At 62.1% G+C, this 16,761-nt stretch carries 12 protein-coding genes; 7 read left to right on the forward strand and 5 right to left on the reverse strand.

Features of this window, described 5'->3' with window-relative positions; genetic code table 11:
• Positions 1 to 33 precede the first annotated feature (33 nt).
• The 4 genes from U8326_RS10360 to U8326_RS10375 all read left to right on the forward strand — a co-directional run bounded on the left by U8326_RS10360 (position 34) and on the right by U8326_RS10375 (position 6,259).
• Positions 34 to 2,493 (forward strand): TonB-dependent receptor, encoded by a 2,460-nt coding sequence (locus U8326_RS10360; protein WP_324740179.1) that lies wholly within the window; start codon positions 34 to 36, stop codon positions 2,491 to 2,493.
• Between the two features lie 396 nt (positions 2,494 to 2,889).
• Entirely contained in the window at positions 2,890 to 4,257 is a 1,368-nt protein-coding gene (locus U8326_RS10365) for a glycosyltransferase (protein WP_324740180.1), read from the forward strand.
• On the forward strand, positions 4,254 to 5,195 hold the full coding sequence (locus U8326_RS10370) for a hypothetical protein (protein WP_324740181.1): 942 nt from the start codon (positions 4,254 to 4,256) through the stop codon (positions 5,193 to 5,195). The genes U8326_RS10365 and U8326_RS10370 overlap by 4 nt, the downstream gene beginning before the upstream one ends.
• A 218-nt stretch (positions 5,196 to 5,413) precedes the next feature.
• Positions 5,414 to 6,259 carry an oxidoreductase gene (locus tag U8326_RS10375; RefSeq protein ID WP_324740182.1) on the forward strand — a complete coding sequence of 282 codons (846 nt, stop codon included), beginning with the start codon at positions 5,414 to 5,416 and terminating at the stop codon, positions 6,257 to 6,259.
• Positions 6,260 to 6,437: 178 nt separating this feature from the next.
• Here the strand turns inward: U8326_RS10375 and U8326_RS10380 are convergent, their stop codons facing one another.
• The gene (locus U8326_RS10380; protein ID WP_324740183.1) at positions 6,438 to 6,593 is read right to left on the reverse strand and encodes a hypothetical protein; all 156 of its coding nucleotides are present in this window, start codon (positions 6,591 to 6,593) and stop codon (positions 6,438 to 6,440) included.
• 410 nt (positions 6,594 to 7,003) lie between these two features.
• Here U8326_RS10380 and U8326_RS10385 point away from each other — a divergent pair, with 410 nt between their 5' ends.
• Together U8326_RS10385 and U8326_RS10390 are read left to right on the forward strand one after the other, a co-directional pair.
• Complete coding sequence (locus U8326_RS10385) at positions 7,004 to 8,797, forward strand: hypothetical protein (protein ID WP_324740184.1); 1,794 nt, start codon at positions 7,004 to 7,006, stop codon at positions 8,795 to 8,797.
• Between the two features lie 5 nt (positions 8,798 to 8,802).
• On the forward strand, positions 8,803 to 9,843 hold the full coding sequence (locus tag U8326_RS10390) for a hypothetical protein (protein ID WP_324740185.1): 1,041 nt from the start codon (positions 8,803 to 8,805) through the stop codon (positions 9,841 to 9,843).
• Here the strand turns inward: U8326_RS10390 and U8326_RS10395 are convergent.
• From U8326_RS10395 to U8326_RS10410, 4 genes are all read right to left on the reverse strand, one after another.
• A complete protein-coding gene (locus tag U8326_RS10395) occupies positions 9,826 to 10,860 on the reverse strand; it encodes a D-alanine--D-alanine ligase family protein (protein ID WP_324740186.1) in 1,035 nt (344 codons plus the stop codon). The two genes, U8326_RS10390 and U8326_RS10395, sit on opposite strands and share 18 nt — an antisense overlap.
• 110 nt (positions 10,861 to 10,970) lie before the next feature.
• A complete protein-coding gene (locus tag U8326_RS10400) occupies positions 10,971 to 12,017 on the reverse strand; it encodes a rod shape-determining protein (protein WP_324740187.1) in 1,047 nt (348 codons plus the stop codon).
• Positions 12,018 to 12,178: 161 nt separating this feature from the next.
• Positions 12,179 to 13,513: an ATP-binding protein gene (locus tag U8326_RS10405; RefSeq protein ID WP_324740188.1), complete on the reverse strand. Its 1,335-nt coding sequence runs from the start codon at positions 13,511 to 13,513 to the stop codon at positions 12,179 to 12,181.
• A complete protein-coding gene (locus U8326_RS10410) occupies positions 13,510 to 14,286 on the reverse strand; it encodes a response regulator transcription factor (protein ID WP_324740189.1) in 777 nt (258 codons plus the stop codon). The genes U8326_RS10405 and U8326_RS10410 overlap by 4 nt, the downstream gene beginning before the upstream one ends.
• A gap of 119 nt (positions 14,287 to 14,405) precedes the next feature.
• Between U8326_RS10410 and U8326_RS10415 the strand changes: the two genes are divergently transcribed.
• Positions 14,406 to 16,742, forward strand: a complete 2,337-nt coding sequence (locus tag U8326_RS10415) for a TonB-dependent receptor (protein ID WP_324743578.1) — start codon at positions 14,406 to 14,408, stop codon at positions 16,740 to 16,742.
• Positions 16,743 to 16,761: the final 19 nt, after the last annotated feature.

Here is a 16,761-nt window from a genome sequence, read left to right on the forward strand (position 1 = left end):
CAACGATGCCGGGCGTCATCAGGGAGGGATTGAATGGTTTTATCGGCAAAGGCAGGATTCCGTCACAGCGCGGCTCTGCTCGCGATCGCGGGTTCCGCCGCGTTCACGGCGGCCCATGCCCAGGAAGCGGGCGGCGCATCCGGCAATGAAATCGTCGTCACCGCCAACAAGCGCGAACAGAACCTCAACGATGTGGGCCTGACCATTACGGCCATCAGCGGCGAAGCGCTCAAGGATCGCAAGATCACTTCGCTGGAAGACATCGCCTCGATCGTTCCGGGCCTCGCCTTCTCGTCCAGCACCACCAACACCCCGATCTTCACGCTGCGCGGGATCGGCTTCCAGGAAAGCTCCCTGGGCGTCTACCCGGCCGTCAGCGTCTATCTCGACCAGACGCCCCTGCCCTTCCCGATCCTCGCCAGCCATGCCGCTTTCGACCTGGAACGGGTGGAAGTGCTGAAAGGCCCGCAGGGAACCTTGTTCGGCCAGAACTCCACCGGCGGCGCGATCAACTACATCGCCGCCAAGCCGACCGACACCTGGCAGGCCGGCGGCGACATCAGCTACGGCCGCTTCAACACGATCGAAGGCAATGCCTTCATCAGCGGTCCGCTCACCGACAGCCTGGGGATGCGCGTCGCCGTCAACGGCCTCAATTCGGATGACTGGCAGAAGAGCATCACGCGCCCCGGCGACACCAACGGCCACAAATCCTATGTGGCCGGGCGTCTTCTGCTTGAATTCGAGCCGTCCGACAGCATCAAGTTCCAGTTCAACGCGAATGGCTGGATCGACAAGTCGCAACCGCAGGCGCAGCAGCTCGTTGGCGTGAATCCGCAGAACCCGATCGACGGCGCGGAAGCGACCGCGCGCATCATTGCGTCCCCGTTCGCGCCGAACAATGCGCGGGCGGCGGATTGGACATCCTATGCCGTCGATCCGGGCACCGGCGCGATCCTCACCCCGGAAGCCTTCGGCGGGGCGCCCGGCAATGGCCAGGGCGGCTATGTTCAGGGCACCGGCCAGCTGGTCAATTTCGATCCGAGGTCGGACCGGCGCTTGTGGCAGCTCGCGCTTCGCGCCGATATCGAGCTTGGCGCAGGCATCACTCTCACCTCGCTCACATCCTACACCGATTTCGATCAGAAGCAGAATGTGGATCAGGACGGCAATGCGCTCGTCACCTTCGATCTCGACAAGAACAATGGCTTCATCGAAACCTTCAACCAGGAACTGCGGCTGGCGAACGACAGCGCATCCCGCCTGCGCTGGCTGGTGGGCGCCAATTACGAAGACAGCACCACCTATGAAGACCAGGTGCTGCGCTATTTCGACAATTCGAACTTCGCCCCCGGCCTGAATTGGATCAACGCCAGCGGCGTGACCAACCGCCAGGACATCAAGAACTATGCGGTCTTCGGCAATCTGGAATTCGATGTCAGCGACCAGCTCACGCTGAAGGGCGCGGCGCGCTACACCAACAGCACCATCGATTCCAGCATCTGCTCCTACACCACCCCGACCGGGCGGGTCGAAACCCTGTTCGGCGGCGCGGGCATCAATGGCACCTGCTTCACCTTCGCGGCCGACTTCACCAATGGCCCGCCGATCACGAGCAAGCTCAAGGAAGACAACGTCTCCTGGCGGTTCGGCGTGGACTACAAGGTCAATCCGGACTTCCTGCTCTATGCCAACGTGTCGCGCGGCTACAAGGCGGGCAGCTTCCCCAGCCTTTCCGTCGCAAGCTATCTGGGCATGCTGCCGGTGACGCAGGAATCGGTGACTGCCTATGAAGGCGGCTTCAAGGCGACGCTTGCGGACCGCAAGCTGCAGCTCAACGCAGCCGCGTTCTATTACGATTACAAGGACAAGCAGATCCGCGGCAAGCTGCTCGATACGACGTTCGGCGGGCTCGATGCGCTCATCAACGTGCCTAAATCGCGCATCTACGGTGCCGAAGCGGACATCACCGCCCGCCCGGTCGATGGCCTGACCATCAATGCCGCGGTGACCTACCTCAATTCCAAGGTGACCGAGAGCCCGGCGGACCCGAAGAACAACAACATCTACGCCAAGGTTGACGATTTCACCGGCGATCCGCTGCCCTTCACTCCGAAATGGTCGGGCGTGGTCAATGTCGATTATCGTCACCAGATGGAATCGGGCGGCGCGGCCTTCGCCGGCGTGAGCGTGAACGCCCGGTCGCACTCCGACGCCACGATCGGCGCCAACCGCATTCCGTTCCCCTATTCGGCAACCTCGTTCACCCGCCCCGACATTGTCGACAATGTCTTCAACATCAAGGGTTACGCCACGGTCGATGCGCGCATCGGCTATGAAGCGGCCGATGGCGCGTGGAAGGTGATGCTGTGGGGCAAGAACATCTTCGACAAATATTACTGGACCACGGTCATCCCGTCGAATGACTCGCAGGCGCGCTTTGCCGGCATGCCCGCCACTTACGGCGTGACCTTCGGCTTCAAGTTCAACTGAAGCCGAAGCAAGATGCGAAAGAAGGGGGCGGCGCGACAGCGTCTGCCCCCTTCGCTCTTTCTGAAACGATGCCATCCCATTTGTCTCAAAACATGACACCGCGAAGGCCGAACTGGCAATGAGTGCAAATGAGGCAGATAACCCGACTCAATATGTAAATCAGATTATAAATTACTTTTTTCGAGCACCTTATTTTCTCATTAAACTGATTTAATAATTGGGGCGAGGGGCACGGATTTTTCCGTGAAAAATACAGTATGGCATATACGAGTTCCGCCGGTTTGACGGATGCATTACACATCATATTTTATAATTGAATTTCATACATTTGGTGCCCTCGCAAGCACTCAGGTTTGAGCGCGCCCCTCTTGAGCATTCGAGAAGGCGGGTAATGGCATGAACGCACCAGTCCAACTCCCTGCGGGAAATCTCTCCCATAAGCGGCCCATCTATTTCTCCATCCGGTGGAAATATGCGCTTGCGCTTCTGGCCGCGCTGTTGTGGACCCTGTTCAGCGTCTCCGTGGCGAGCGCCTGGATGCATGATCTGGGGAAGCTGACGCATCCGATCTTCGCGCTCTGGGCCTTGACCTTCATCGCATTCGTGCCGGGCTTCATGAACGCCTTCCTGGCAACGTCGCTGCTGCTGGACCGCAGGCCGCCAAGGCGGTTGCCCGAAAGCTATCCCGGCGTCAGTCTCCTGATAGCAGCCTATAATGAAGAGACCGGCATAGCCGCCACCCTGGAGAGCATTGCGCAGTTGAAATACCAGGGGCCGGTCGAAGCGCTGGTGATCAACGACGGCTCCACCGACCGGACGGGAGCGCGCGTGCGGGAAGCCATCGCGCGATTGACCCGCGCGCCGAATATCGAGATCCGCCTGCTGGATTTCGAGCATAACCGCGGCAAGGCGGCCGCGCTCAACAGCGGCCTGGCCGCCTCCCGCCACGGGCTGATCTGCACGATCGACGGTGACAGCCGGCTGCGTTCGGACAGCCTGCGGGAAATCGTGGAGCGCTATCTTTCCGACCCGCCCGGCACGATGGCGGTGGCCGGCGCCGTGCTGGTCCGCAACAGCCGCGAGAACCTGATAACCCGCGCACAGGAATGGGACTATTTCCACGGCATCGCCGCCGTGAAGCGGATGCAGAGCATGTATCACGGCACGCTCGTCGCCCAGGGGGCCTTCTCGCTGTATCGCAAGGATGCGCTCGAGATGGTGGGAAGATGGCCGAACACGGTGGGCGAGGATATCGTGATGACCTGGGCCATGCTGGAGCGCGGCTATCGCGTGGGATATGCGGAAGACGCCATCGTGTTCACCGATGCCCCCGCCACCTTCCGGCAATTCTACCGTCAGCGAAAGCGCTGGGCGCGCGGCATGGTGGAAGCGCTGGAGCAGCACAAGGGCCTGCTGTTCAAGCGGCGGCTGACCACGCTATTCATCTGGTGGAACATGCTGTTCCTCCCCCTGGACCTGACCTTCACCTTCATCTTCATCCCGGGGCTTATCGCCGCCCTGCTCGGCTATTACTGGATCGCCGGCCCGCTGACCCTGCTGCTGCTGCCGCTGGCCGTCATATGGAACGCGGTGATCTTCTTCATCCAGCGCAGGATGTTCCGAAACCAGGGCCTCAGGATCAGGCGCAACCTGCTGGGCCTGCTGTTCTACGTGGTGATCTATGCGCTCGTCATGCAGCCCATCTGCCTGTGGGGCTACCTTTCCGAATTGACCGGCCAGCGCAAGAAATGGGGCACGAAATGATCCGCCGTCTTCGCCATCTGGCAGCGCTGGCATGTGGCATGCTTTCCGTCAGCCATGCGTCCGCGCAGGAAATCGCGCCGCCGGAACATATCGGCGGCCTGCGCCCCGGCGCGGGCGTCGAAATCTTCGCCAGCGCGGATGCGGAAGATACCGACGTGCTCAAGGTGATGGGCCGGGCGCTCCTGAACTTCTCGGGGCGCGACAAATTCATGGGTGTCGCCTTCGAGAAAGCCTGGTTCAAGCCGTTGGGCCAGGAAACGAAGGGCGAGGAACGGGCCTATCTCGACCTCGCCGACACGATCTCCGACAAGTGGCTGTGGCAGGCGCGGATCGGCACCGATGGGCATACCGTGCTGGGTTCCGCCAATATCCGCAGCGCGGACTGGAAGCAGAGCTATTTCGTGGAGCGCGAGATCATCGAGACTCCGCAGGGCCTGCGGAAAGGCATCTACTACACCTTCCTCGGCGCCAATTTCGACCTGCCGCTGGATGACCGCAACGTGGTGACGGCCATGGCCGGGGTGCAGAAATTCACCGGCAAGAACGAACGCCTGCATCTGCGCGGCAGCTATATTCACGTGATCGAGCCGGAATGGGGCCTCAGCGCGCAATTGCGGGCGCGCTATTATCATTCCACCGCGCCCAACGAATTCGACTACTTCTCGCCGCGCGACTACGTTCAGGTGCTGCCGGTGCTTCAACTCCGTCGCTTCGACGATGCGGGCTGGATGTATCAGGTGGCGGGCGGGTATGGCGCGCAGCACGCCACCGGGGCAAAGTGGCAGGAGGCCCGCTTCGCCAGCCTCAAGGTCGAAAGCCCGGCAAGGGCGCGCGCCGTGAATGGATTCCTCGAAGTCCAATACACCAACAATTCGATCTCCGGCGGCCTGGATTACGATTATGTCATGGGCCGGCTCGGGATTTCCTTCGGCTTCTAGGGGCAGTATCTAGGCGGTCCGAGGCTCTGAATGACATAGAATCATCCGATCCCGAATCTTTTTTGGCATTGCGTTGATTGCTCCTCGCTGCGCCAATAAGATCACAAGCAGAATCAGACGCAGCACCGCTTCATGCCCGGAAACCGGATCTCCTTTCGGACGGCGTAGGCGGCTGGCTCTGGAAAGCGGACTGCAATCGGCATGGCGGGAGAATGACAGTGAAGCGCAGCGAACAGATTTGGTTGGTCACCGGGGCATCCTCCGGCCTGGGACGGGATATCGCGCAGGCAGTCCTGGAAAAGGGCGGACGCGTGGTGGCCACCGCCAGGAACCCGGGCGATCTCGACGGAATCGTCGCGCAGAGCGGGGGCAATGCCATCGCGCTGCCCCTGGACGTGACCGTTCCCGAACAGATTTCCGCCGCGATCGAGGCGGCGGAAGATCACTTCGGCAGCATCGACGTGCTCGTCAACAATGCGGGCTACGGCTATCTCCATAGCGTGGAGGAAGCCGACGAGCAGGCGGTCCGCCGCATGTTCGAAGTGAACTTCTTCGGCCTCGCGAACACCACGCGCGCCGTGTTGCCCGGAATGCGCGCCCGCCGCCGCGGCTGGATCGTCAACATCTCCTCGATGGTGGGGCGTGTGGCCATGCCCTGCAGCGGATATTATTCCGCCAGCAAGTTCGCGGTGGAAGGGCTGTCCATGTCGCTGCGCGCCGAGGTGGAGCCGCTGGGGATCGGAGTGACTTCAATTCAGCCTGGCCCGATCCGCACGGATTTCTCGGGCCGGTCATTGGTGACAGGCGAATCCTGGGCGGATGACTACGACGCCACCGTGGGCGTCGGGATTCGTTTCAGCCGCGACATGAACGGCCAGCAAAGCGGCGATCCGGTGTTGTGCGCCCGCGCGATCGTCGACGCGGTGGACGCGCCGAACCCGCCCCGCCAGCTCGTCCTCGGCCAGATGTCCAACGACATGATCTCGGAAGAAATCGAGAAGGAAAGGGCCGAACTCGTCCAGTGGCGCGAGGCTGGCCTCCCTACGGACTTCCGCGAAAGCTGAACCGGGCGAAGGCCGGGCAATGCCGAGCAACCGCAGCAAAAAGCAAAAAAAAGAAGCCGGCCCCCGGAAGGGCCGGCTTTCAGGTTGGAAGAGAAGGCAATTGAGCAAGTTGCCGACAAAAACTGGACAGGCGGAACGGTCGGCAAGCGTTCCGCCAAGCGGCTGGATCGTCAGATAGTCAGATACCCAGCCGCTCCCAGAACTGTTGTGCGGTGAGGGCGCGCGGCCCTTCATCGTTCGACCGGCTGCCATGGATCCATGACGGATGCGGCAGCGGCGGGATATTGCGGCCTTGCGCCGGGCTGAAGCTGGAGCGGTTGATGTTCCAACTCATTCGTATTCTCCTGTGGAAGACACGAAGCCGGCGTTGTCGCGTAGGTTTCGTGCGCTTTAGCCGTTGGTGACGCGGAGCAAGCTGTCATCTATCAAAAGCCGCGGTCCGGTGAAGGCGGAGGGAGAGGAAACCACCCTCACCGGACGGCTATTCTCTATCAAACGAATTGAGTTTTATCGCGTAACAGTTTTTTTCCGCCGCCCAAGATTTTGTTTCCGCCATGCGCGGGGGCGAGAAGGCCCAAGGCAGAAGACGCAGCGCCCATCATACGCATTGGCGCGGACAACATGCAAAGTGGTGGAGAAAAAGATCGACACTCATGAGGTTACTTGATTTTGCCGCCTGGGAGCGCATCCATTCCACTCCACAGTGCAGACTCCGGGCTGAACCCGAATATTCGGACGAAACAGATGATTAGCTTTGCAGATGCCCGGCGGTATTTCGGCCCCAATCCCCATGCCGGCGATCCGGTCATCGCCTTCGACTTCCGCATCGATCGGGCGGGCAACCCCGATCTCGAAATCCATGCGGCCCGCATGGCCGATAGCTTTGGGGCATGGTGGCGCGGAACGCCGCGCCGGCCCGAAGAAAGCATGGAACTCTTCGTGGCCCGCTATCTGGTGGAATGGTCGCTCGCGGCGCTGAACGAGGTTCGCGGATTTATCCATTCCGGCGGAGCCAGGCAGACGGATGACGGGATTGCCCTGTGGCTGGGTTTTCACGATCCGGACCTGACTCAGGAATGCCTCAACCTCGCCGCGAAATTCTTCGTGGCAGCGGGCCGTGGTCCATTGAACCGCGAACAGGCGGACCGGATAATGGGGAAATTCTGGGGGAAATGCCGCGTACTTCACCCGGACTACCAGGCCAAGATCCTGATGGAAGCCGCCCGGGCAAGGGATTTGCCCTGGCTCCCCTTCTTCCGGAAATTGAAGATATGGCAATTCGGGTGGGGCTGCCGTTCCGCTCGATTTTTCGAAAGCAGTTCGGAAGAAGATTCCGCCATCGGGGAAAGGATTGCCGGCGACAAGGTCCTGAGCAAAGCCTACCTCCATTCCATGGGCGCGCCGGTCAGCACGCATATGCTGGTAATGGGCGTGAATGACCTTGGCACGGCCGCTGAAAAAATTGGCTGGCCTTGCGTCGTGAAGCCGATCGACCGCGGGCAGGCCCGGGGCGTTTCGGTGAACATCCGGGATATGGAGGAACTGACGCAAGCCTTTGCCGGCGCCAGAGCTGTTTCCTCCGCTCCGGTCATGATTGAATCCCATGTGGAAGGCGACGTCCACCGCCTTCTCGTCGTTCGCGGCAAATTCGTTGCGGCGACGCGGCGCGATCCGGCTCAGGTAACCGGCGATGGCCGAAGCACCATTCTCGCGCTTGGCCGGGCTTTCAACGATTCCCGCACGGCCACCGCAACGCCGGGCAGCTACCTCGGACCTGTCCCGTTCGACGCGGACTTCGATTCCGCTCTCGCAAAGCAGGGCTACAGCCGGGATTCCGTGCCCGAGGCAGGCACGAAAATAAGGTTGAGAAGCATCCCGCTGCAGGGAACCGGCGCGGCGAACACCGATGTGTCGCATCTCGTTCATCCCGATATCAAGTTCATCGTCGAGGCATTGGCGGAAACTCTCTGCCTCAAGGTGGTGGGTTTCGACTATCTCACCCCGGATATTTCCCGCTCCTATCAGGAGATCGGCAAGTTCCTCGAAATAAACCTCTACCCTTCCCTGCGCGGGCATCTGGTGGACGATCGCGATGTGGGCGGCATCGGCGACATCATCCTCGGCCCGAAACCGGCCAGGATACCCTCCATGCTGATTATAGCATCGCAGCCTGAAGCCGAACACTATAGCAGCGAGCTTCTTGCCCAGCCCGGGCTGGGCTGGCGCTGTGGAAACAGCGCCGGCGTAGGTCCGGTCCGATTGCTCATCAATGCGCGCAATCCCGTGAACGCCACGCGGTCATTGCTCACCAATGCAGCCGTCTCGCGCATTGTCGTCATTTGCACACCGGAGGAACTGGCCAGCCTCGGGATGCCGATGGATCGCGTCGATGTGACGATGGCCGATGACGGGAAAGTCGATCCTGTCTGGCTGGATGTGCTGCGCCGCCATAGCGGGGAATCCATTCCGCTCGCCGCGCCCGAAGAGTTGAAACAGATAGTCGGGCTGCGCCTGCCCCAGCCTTCGCTCCGGGACTGACCGGCATGGCAATATCCGAAACCGAGATCGCGGCCTATATCGCCTCGGCGCGGCAATCCCCCCGGCTTACCCATATGCTGGGCGAGTTTTCGGATCTTGCCACCGGCCGCAAGGGCGCGCCGGACTTTCCGATCATACTGGACCCTGAGCTACTGCGCCACGATGGCCTGAGCCTGCAATATGCGAAGATCCGCGAACGGCACGCCGGCACGTTCAACCAGCATTTCATCGCATCCCTGCCCTATGTGCTCGAGGAACAATGCAGGTTCGGGGCTGCCTTGCTGCGATATGGCCGGTGGATCGACGAAACGCGGCAGCGCCCGCTCGATGTCTACACGCTCGGGGATGCTTCGGGCGTCACCGCCCGGTCGCTCACGGATATTTCCCAAGGCAGGATCAGGACACTGACCTGCAGCCCCAACAGGGAAAATGAAGCTGCATTCCACCATGGCCGGCCGCCGGGCAGCGCGCATTTCTTTCTCGGCCCGTTTTTCGACGTATCGGCGGCATCCCTGCCGGAACGCGGCATTCATGACTTCAAGGACGGGTTCGACTTCGTAATCGAAGACACCACTTTCCAGATGTATGGAAAGTCGCGGCTCGCCCCGATCCAGATCGCGGCCCAAAATCTTCGCAGCGACGGCATATTCGTCCTTCTCGAGAAATTCTGGCTTCCGGACGCGGAAGAATTCGCACGGCGCGAGAGGCAGAAGGACGACGAGTTCAAGGCGAGATTTTTCTCGCGCGAGAAGATCGAGGAAAAGAAGCAGACCATCGTCCACAATATGGACAGGCAACTCGTCACGCTCGAGGAATTAACCGGCTCCCTCAGCGAACTCTTCTCCACGGCGGTCATCATCTGGAACAGCGGCAATTTCTACACGATCGCCGCGTCCAATGATGCGGGGAACCTCCTCAATTTCGTGAACAGCCTGACCCCGTCCGCCACCCCGCCGGAATTCCAGTATGCGGAACTGCCGCAGATCCTGCTGGGAGATCGCGATCTCCCCTTCGCGTTCCGGGAGCCGTCACCCGCCGGCGACTGATCGCGCCAGCATGTCCTGAACGATCCGGTTGTAAATATCCGCCTGCCCGATGCCGGCGCGTTCCATCTGCCGGGTGAACACGCTTCTCGGCGTCATTCCGGGGATCGTGTTCAATTCGAGAAAATAGACGCCACCATCCCGGTCCAGCATATAATCCACGCGGTAGAAGCTCCGGCAATTCATGGCCCGCCCGATCCTTGCGGTCAAATCGCAAAGCCGCTCCTTGCAGCCATCCGGCAGATCGGGGTCCAGCCCCAGTTCGGCGGACTGCCTGTCGGTAAAGACCACCTCTCCCACCTCGTGCAGCGCGGCCGAATGATCGGGGCGAAACACTTCGGCAATCGGCAGTATCTCGATCTTTCCGTCCAGCATCAGCGCGCCGACGGTAAATTCCCGCCCGCAGATGAATTGCTCGATCAATATGTCCTGACCCAGCGCGTGGATGCGTTTCACAGCTCTCTCAAGCGCCTGCCGATCCGCCACCAGCGCGACCCCCATGCCGGACCCATAGGAGTTCGGCTTGACGATGCAGGGGAAGGCGATGCCCGGCGCGGCCGGATCGAATGCCTCTTCGCCATCTGTGACATAGCGATGCACAGGGGTCGGGATGCCCAACGCATGGGCGAGGAAATGCTTGCAGGATTGCTTGTCCATCGCGAGCGCGGAGGCGAGGATGCCCGACCCGGTATAGGGCAGCCCGACCAGCTCGAAATAAGCCTGCAGATGCCCTGTCTCGGCGGGCGCCCCGTGGATCGCGATGAATGCCGCGTCGAACCGAATTCGATCCGCTCCCACGGCAAGCGTGAAGTCGGCGAGATCGATCCTCGCATCGGCGAGTTGGGCGGCATCCATCCCATCCGCCTGCACAAGCCGCCATTTCCAGTTCTCGACCGAGATCAGGAAGCGGTTGAACCGCGCGGGATCGAGATGCTCATGAACATTGCGCGCGCTCGCCGCCGAACTCGCGGCCTCGAGCGTGTCTCCCCCGGTGACTATCGCAATGTTTTGCCTTGCCATGGCCCGCTGATGCACTTTTTCCCGGCGCAGGACCATACGACCGATGAAAATCATGCACCGGCGGTTCCGCTCGCCGAACGGAACCTCATTTCCAGCAATGCGGAAGCAGCTTACATCACATGCAGGACGCCGCGATAGCCGGCATCCTCCAGCGCCCGCCCGGCGCCGAGCGCGACGCAGTTGAGCGGATCTTCCGCGATGCTGACCGGCAGGCCCGTCTCGCGCGAGAGCAGAACGTCGATCTGGGACAGCAGCGCCCCGCCCCCCGTCATGATTATTCCGCCATCGATGATGTCGGCCGCGATTTCCGGCGCGGTGATCTCCAGCGCCTTGCGGACCGCTTCCAGAATCAGCGTGATGGGTTCGCTCAACGCTTCGCAAAGCTCCGCCTGGGTGATGGTGATTTCGGTGGGGACGCCGCGAATGATGTGACGCCCCTTGATCAGGATCGGCGTCGCCGCGCTTCCTTCCTCGGGCAGCGCCCGCCCGAATTCCTTCTTGATCCTCTCCGCCGTCGCCTCTCCGATCAGCAGGTCGTGATACCGGCGGACGTAGGAGGTTATCGCCTCGTCCATCCGGTCGCCCCCTACCCTGGCCGACATGCTCATGCTGAGTCCGCCGACCGATATGATGCCGACCTCGGTGGAGCCGCCGCCGATATCGACCACCATCGAGCCGACCGGCTGCGTCACCGGCATGTCCGCCCCGATCGCCGCCGCCATCGGCTCCGCGATCAGCCAGACCTTGCGCGCGCCCGCATTGGAGGCGACTTCGCGGATCGCGCGCCGCTCCACCTGCGTGGAACCCGAAGGCACGCACAGGACGATTTCGGGATTGCCCCGCAGCCGCCCGCCCAGATTGGCATGAGCCTTGCGGATGAAGTGCTTTATCATCTGTTCGGCGACATCGAGATCGGCGATCACGCCGTTTCTCAGCGGGCGGATCGTCTGCACATTGACCGGCGTCTTGCCCATCATCAGCTTGGCGTCATCCCCCACCGCGCGAACCCGGCGCCTGCCGTCGACCGTTTCCATCGTCACCACCGACGGCTCCGCCAGCACTATGCCATGCCCCCGCAGATAGACGACTGTGTTCGCCGTGCCCAAATCGATGGCAAGGTCGGCGGAGCCGACCGAGAGGAAGCTCATGAATGACATGTCTGTGACCCGTCCCTGCCCCGAAATTGGGGTGACGATCCCGCCGATCCCTTGCCGTTCCTGACTGTCAGGTGAACTCGCCGGGCAAGGCGCGGCTTGCACGACGAAATGTGGTGATGTTCCGACAACTTGCTGAATCGCGCTCCGCGCGGGCAAGCCGCTCAGCCGCCGACAAGCCCGGGAGGGGAACGATCCTCGTCAGGCAGTCGAATGGCGACCCGAAGCCCGCCGCTGTCGAGATTGCCCAGGCCGATCGACCCGCCCAGACGGCCCGCCAGCTGCCTTGCAATCGCAAGGCCGAGACCGGCGCCGCCGGTCTGCCTGTTCCTTGAGGATTCGATCCGCACGAAAGGTTCGAATACGGCATCCCACTTGTCTTCCGGGATGCCCGGCCCGTCATCCTCGACTATGATGGCGATGCTCTGATGCTCGATCTCCAGCTTCACCCGGGCATTGCCTCCGTGGCGTACCGCGTTCTGAACGATGTTGCGAATCAGGCGCTTGAGCTTCAGGGGGCGGGTGACGCGCTCCATCCGTTCCGGCCCGCTGAAGGTGACATTGGCTCCGAGATCGCGCGCCTCGTCGATCACGGTGAGGATGATCGACGATATGTCGGCAAGCTGCTCGGGCTCGGGATCGTCACCGCGCAGATAGTCGAGGATCGATGTGACGAACGCGCCCATCTCCGCCACATCCTGCTCGATCGCCGCCCGCGTCTCCTGATCCTCCACCAGCGAAGCGTTCAGCTGAAGGCGGGCAAGCGGAGTGCGCAGGTCGTGCGACATGGCCGCCAGCGACTGGACGCGTTCGCGGACATGGGCGAGCAGGCGCGCCTGCATCGCCTCGAAGGCGCTCGCCACTTGCCGGACCTCGCGCGGCCCTTCTACCGTGACCGAGACCGGCTCGTCCCGCCGGACGGTTTCCGCGGCTTCGACGATCTGATGAAGCGGCCGGGCGATCATCCGGCCGAACAGCAGCGCGATCAGCACCACGCAGCCCAGCAGCAGAAGCACCGAGGCCGTATAGTGGAGCATCATCGGGTTGCCCTTGAAATGCCCTTCCGAGCGGAAGTGGAGCCAGCTTCCGTCCCTGGCCCGCATCGCCCCTTCCAGCGTATTGCCGATCCTGACCAGCCGGAGGGAATCGGTGGCAATGCCGGGCAGAGCGGCCGCGATACGCGCGTGGATTTCTTCCAGTTCGTCCTGCGGATCGGAAGGAAGCAGCGCGGGGGCCGCAGCCGTTCTGGTGACGGTCAACCTGTTTCGCCACAGCTTGTGCATCAATGCGATCGTCGCATTATCGGGATTGGTGGCGATCAGTTCTTCGGCCATGACGAGGCGCTCGGCCAATCGTTCGGCCCGATTACGCTGCATCCGATCGGTTTCGAGCTGCTTGAAGATGATCTCGCCGCCCACGAACTGGACGAACAGCGCGGCAAGGAGCGCCGCGGCGATCCGTCCACGCAGCCCATCTATCCAGCGAAGAGGCCAGCTCAAACCCGTTCGACCGGCTGGGTGAAGATATAGCCGGCGCCCCGCACCGTCCGGATCAAGGTGCGATCCGCCTCATCGCCGAGCTTGCGGCGCAGCCGGCAGATATGGACATCCACGGTCCGGTCGGAGGCATTGCCGAGGCGCGCGCGCGACATTTCCAGCAGATTGTCCCGACCGATCACCACTTGCGGATGCTCGAGCAGCGCCACCAGCAAATCATATTCCGCACCCGACAGCTCAACACGGGCCCCCGAACCGGCGAACAGCTGCCGTTGCCGAAGGTCAAGCGTCCAGCCGGCAAACCGCAGGAGTTCCGACCGGCGCGGTGCGGGATCTACCACCAGGGGAGGGCGACGAAGCACAGCCCGGATGCGGGCCAGCAGTTCGCGGGTGCTGAAGGGCTTTGCGATGTAATCGTCGGCGCCAAGCTCCAGCCCCGTCACCAGGTCGGCTTCCTCGCCCCGCGCGCTGATGATGATGATCGGCACCTGATTGCCGTCCTGAAACCGCAATTGCCGGCACAGGTCGAACCCGCTGACGCCCGGCATCATCACATCCAGCAGAATGAGATCGAAGCTGTTTCTGCCGATGACCTCCCACATGGCGTTGCCGTCCACGGCGGTCAGACAATGATAGCCATTCGCGCGCAGGATCTTGATCAGGGCCGTTCGCATTCCGGGATCGTCGTCGACGATCAGCAGCGAGGGCAGCGGCGGCCCTCTCGTTTCGCCAGCCGGGCCGACCTCATCCAGGGATTTATTGCAGGATTGTTGCATCGGAATTTTGAATTGTTGCTGTCGCGCACCATCAATTGACAATGGCGGCGCGATCTCCCCCTAGGATGACACGATTGCGAGTGATTAGCATTACCAGGGGGTAGCGTAAAGTGAGGGATATGATCAAGGAAACCGGAAGAAGCAAGCCCGAGGGACTTGCCAGTTCGCCCAGCGCCATGCTGGCGCTTGGCTGCATCGGCCTTATGGCCAGCACCTCGCCGGTGCTCGCTCAGGATCGGTCCGAGCCCGAACAACGGCTGGGGGGCGTGACCGTCACCGACACGGCCATCGACGAAAGCTATAACCGGACGGAAACCGCCTCCGACAAGAGCACGGCGCCGTTGCTCAACACGCCGCAGACGATCAGCGTCATTCCGCAGGAGGTTATCCGCGACCGCGCCGCGCGCACCCTGGCCGATGTGCTGCGCAATACGCCGGGCATCAGCTTCGATGCCGGCGAGAACGGCTTCGCCACCTCGACCAACAATTTCACGCTGCGCGGTTTCGATTCCAGCGGCAACGTGTTCATCGACAACAGCCGGGACTCCGGCAGCTATGCGCGCGACATCTTCAACGTCGAATCCGTGGAAGTGGTGAAAGGCGCCGCCGCCGACAATGGCCGGGGCAGCGCGGCTGGCTATGTCAACATCAACACCAAGAAGCCGACGCTCGACGGGTTCGTCTCGGGCGACATCAGCTTCGGCTTCGATCAGTATGACAGCAAGTCGCGCAAGCGCGGCACGATCGACATCAACCAGCCGATCGGCGGCACGGCCGCGGTCCGCCTCAACGCCGTGGTCGAAGACAGCGGCGTGCCCGGGCGCGACCTGGCCAGGAACAAGTTCTGGGGCGTAGCGCCGTCGGTCGCGGTCGGGCTGGGCACCAGCCTGCGGGCCATCCTCTCGTGGGAGCATCTGGAACGCGACGACCGGCCCGACTGGGGCGTGCCCGGCGCAACCATCCGCAAGAAGTCGTTCGATGCGTCCGCGGCCTACAATCCGCTGACCGAAGGGGCACCGCGCGACGGCTTCTATGGCCTTGCCAGCGATTTCGACGACACCACCGCGGACTCCATCCTGGGTAGGCTCGAATATGACCTGTCGAGCGCCGTGACGATCAGCAACCAGACCCGCTGGTCCCGGATCAAGCGGGCTTCGCGCTTCACCAATCCGACCGGCTTCACTCCCGCGACGCTCAGCGTTCCCACCGGCACGGTGTTCTATGATCGCGTCAACAAGAGCATCAGCAACATCACCAACCTCTCGGCGAAGTTCGACACCGGCGGTATTTCGCACAATCTTGCGCTCGGCGTCGAATTCACCAGCGAGAAGTCCAATGCCGATCGCCTCGGCGCCGCCGTTCCCGCGCCCGGATCGACCAGCCTGTTCGATCCCGATCCCATTCGCGTGGGCGCGGCGCCTTTCAATGCGACCCAAACAGCGCGGGTGAAGGTCGATACGCTGTCCTTCTACCTCTACGACACGATCGAGTTCAGCGAACAGTTCCAGATCACCGGCGGCATCCGGGGCGAAAACTACGAGGTCGAAATCGACAGCCTGACCGCCGCCGGGTTGCCCACCGGCGCCGCCGACAGTTTCAAGCGCGACAAATTTTCATTCAGCGGAAAGGTCGGCCTGGTGTTCAAGCCGGTCGAGGCGGGCAGCTTCTACGCCTCTTTCGGCACCTCGACTCTTCCGCCCGGCTCCTATCTCTCGAATCCCGACATCTCGCGCACCGGCGACAACGCCTTCCCGGGATTTGTCCCCGACGCCAAACAGGTCCGGTCGCATAATTACGAGATCGGCTTGAAGTGGGACTTCTTCGACGGCGCCCTGTCGACCACGGCCGCGCTGTTCCGCACCGAGAAGCGCAACGTGCCTGTCGTCGGCCGCCTGGCAGGCGAGACGGCGGACAGCCTGCAAGGCTATCACAAGCAGGTCGTGGAAGGGATCGAGCTTAGCGCCACGGGACAGATCACCCCAGCCTGGAATATCTTCGGGGGTATGCTGATCATGGACAGCAAGCGCAAGATCAGCCAAGCGCTCGACGATGCCCGCCGGGCCGGAGCCAGCGGGTCCGGCGACTATGGCGCATTCACCAGCACAAACGGGGATCGGCTGGCCTTCACGCCCAACTTCTCGGCAACAATGTGGACCAGCTACGAACTGCCGTTCGGCCTGACGGTCGGCGCGGGCGTTCAGCATACCGGGTCGCGCTATCTGGGACGGCCGGACGATGCATTGCGGATCATTCCCAATGGACGTTACGGCAAGCTGCCCAGCTTCACGGTGTTCAACGCGCTCCTGTCCTACGATGTCACCGAAAACATCGACGTCCGCCTGAATGTCGACAATATCGCCAACAAGAAATATGCTTTGTCGACCAACTGGAACGGCAGCCGCGCGACGCTGGGCGCGCCGCGCACATGGCTGGTGAGTGCGGGCTTTCGGTTCTGACGGCATCTCCTGCGTCGCC

Origin of the sequence: Tsuneonella sp. CC-YZS046 (assembly GCF_035581365.1) — a bacterium.
GTDB lineage: Bacteria > Pseudomonadota > Alphaproteobacteria > Sphingomonadales > Sphingomonadaceae > JAWKXU01.

What these genes read in the sequence shown, in the direction of transcription:
- U8326_RS10360 (WP_324740179.1), top strand. Translation starts at nt 34, where the DNA reads ATGGTTTTATCGGCAAAGGCAGGATTCCGTCACAGCGCGGCTCTGCTC.
- U8326_RS10365 (WP_324740180.1), top strand. Translation starts at nt 2,890, where the DNA reads ATGAACGCACCAGTCCAACTCCCTGCGGGAAATCTCTCCCATAAGCGG.
- U8326_RS10370 (WP_324740181.1), top strand. Translation starts at nt 4,254, where the DNA reads ATGATCCGCCGTCTTCGCCATCTGGCAGCGCTGGCATGTGGCATGCTT.
- U8326_RS10380 (WP_324740183.1), bottom strand. Translation starts at nt 6,593, where the DNA reads ATGAGTTGGAACATCAACCGCTCCAGCTTCAGCCCGGCGCAAGGCCGC.
- U8326_RS10385 (WP_324740184.1), top strand. Translation starts at nt 7,004, where the DNA reads ATGATTAGCTTTGCAGATGCCCGGCGGTATTTCGGCCCCAATCCCCAT.
- U8326_RS10390 (WP_324740185.1), top strand. Translation starts at nt 8,803, where the DNA reads ATGGCAATATCCGAAACCGAGATCGCGGCCTATATCGCCTCGGCGCGG.
- U8326_RS10395 (WP_324740186.1), bottom strand. Translation starts at nt 10,860, where the DNA reads ATGGCAAGGCAAAACATTGCGATAGTCACCGGGGGAGACACGCTCGAG.
- U8326_RS10400 (WP_324740187.1), bottom strand. Translation starts at nt 12,017, where the DNA reads ATGTCATTCATGAGCTTCCTCTCGGTCGGCTCCGCCGACCTTGCCATC.
- U8326_RS10410 (WP_324740189.1), bottom strand. Translation starts at nt 14,286, where the DNA reads ATGCAACAATCCTGCAATAAATCCCTGGATGAGGTCGGCCCGGCTGGC.
- U8326_RS10415 (WP_324743578.1), top strand. Translation starts at nt 14,406, where the DNA reads ATGATCAAGGAAACCGGAAGAAGCAAGCCCGAGGGACTTGCCAGTTCG.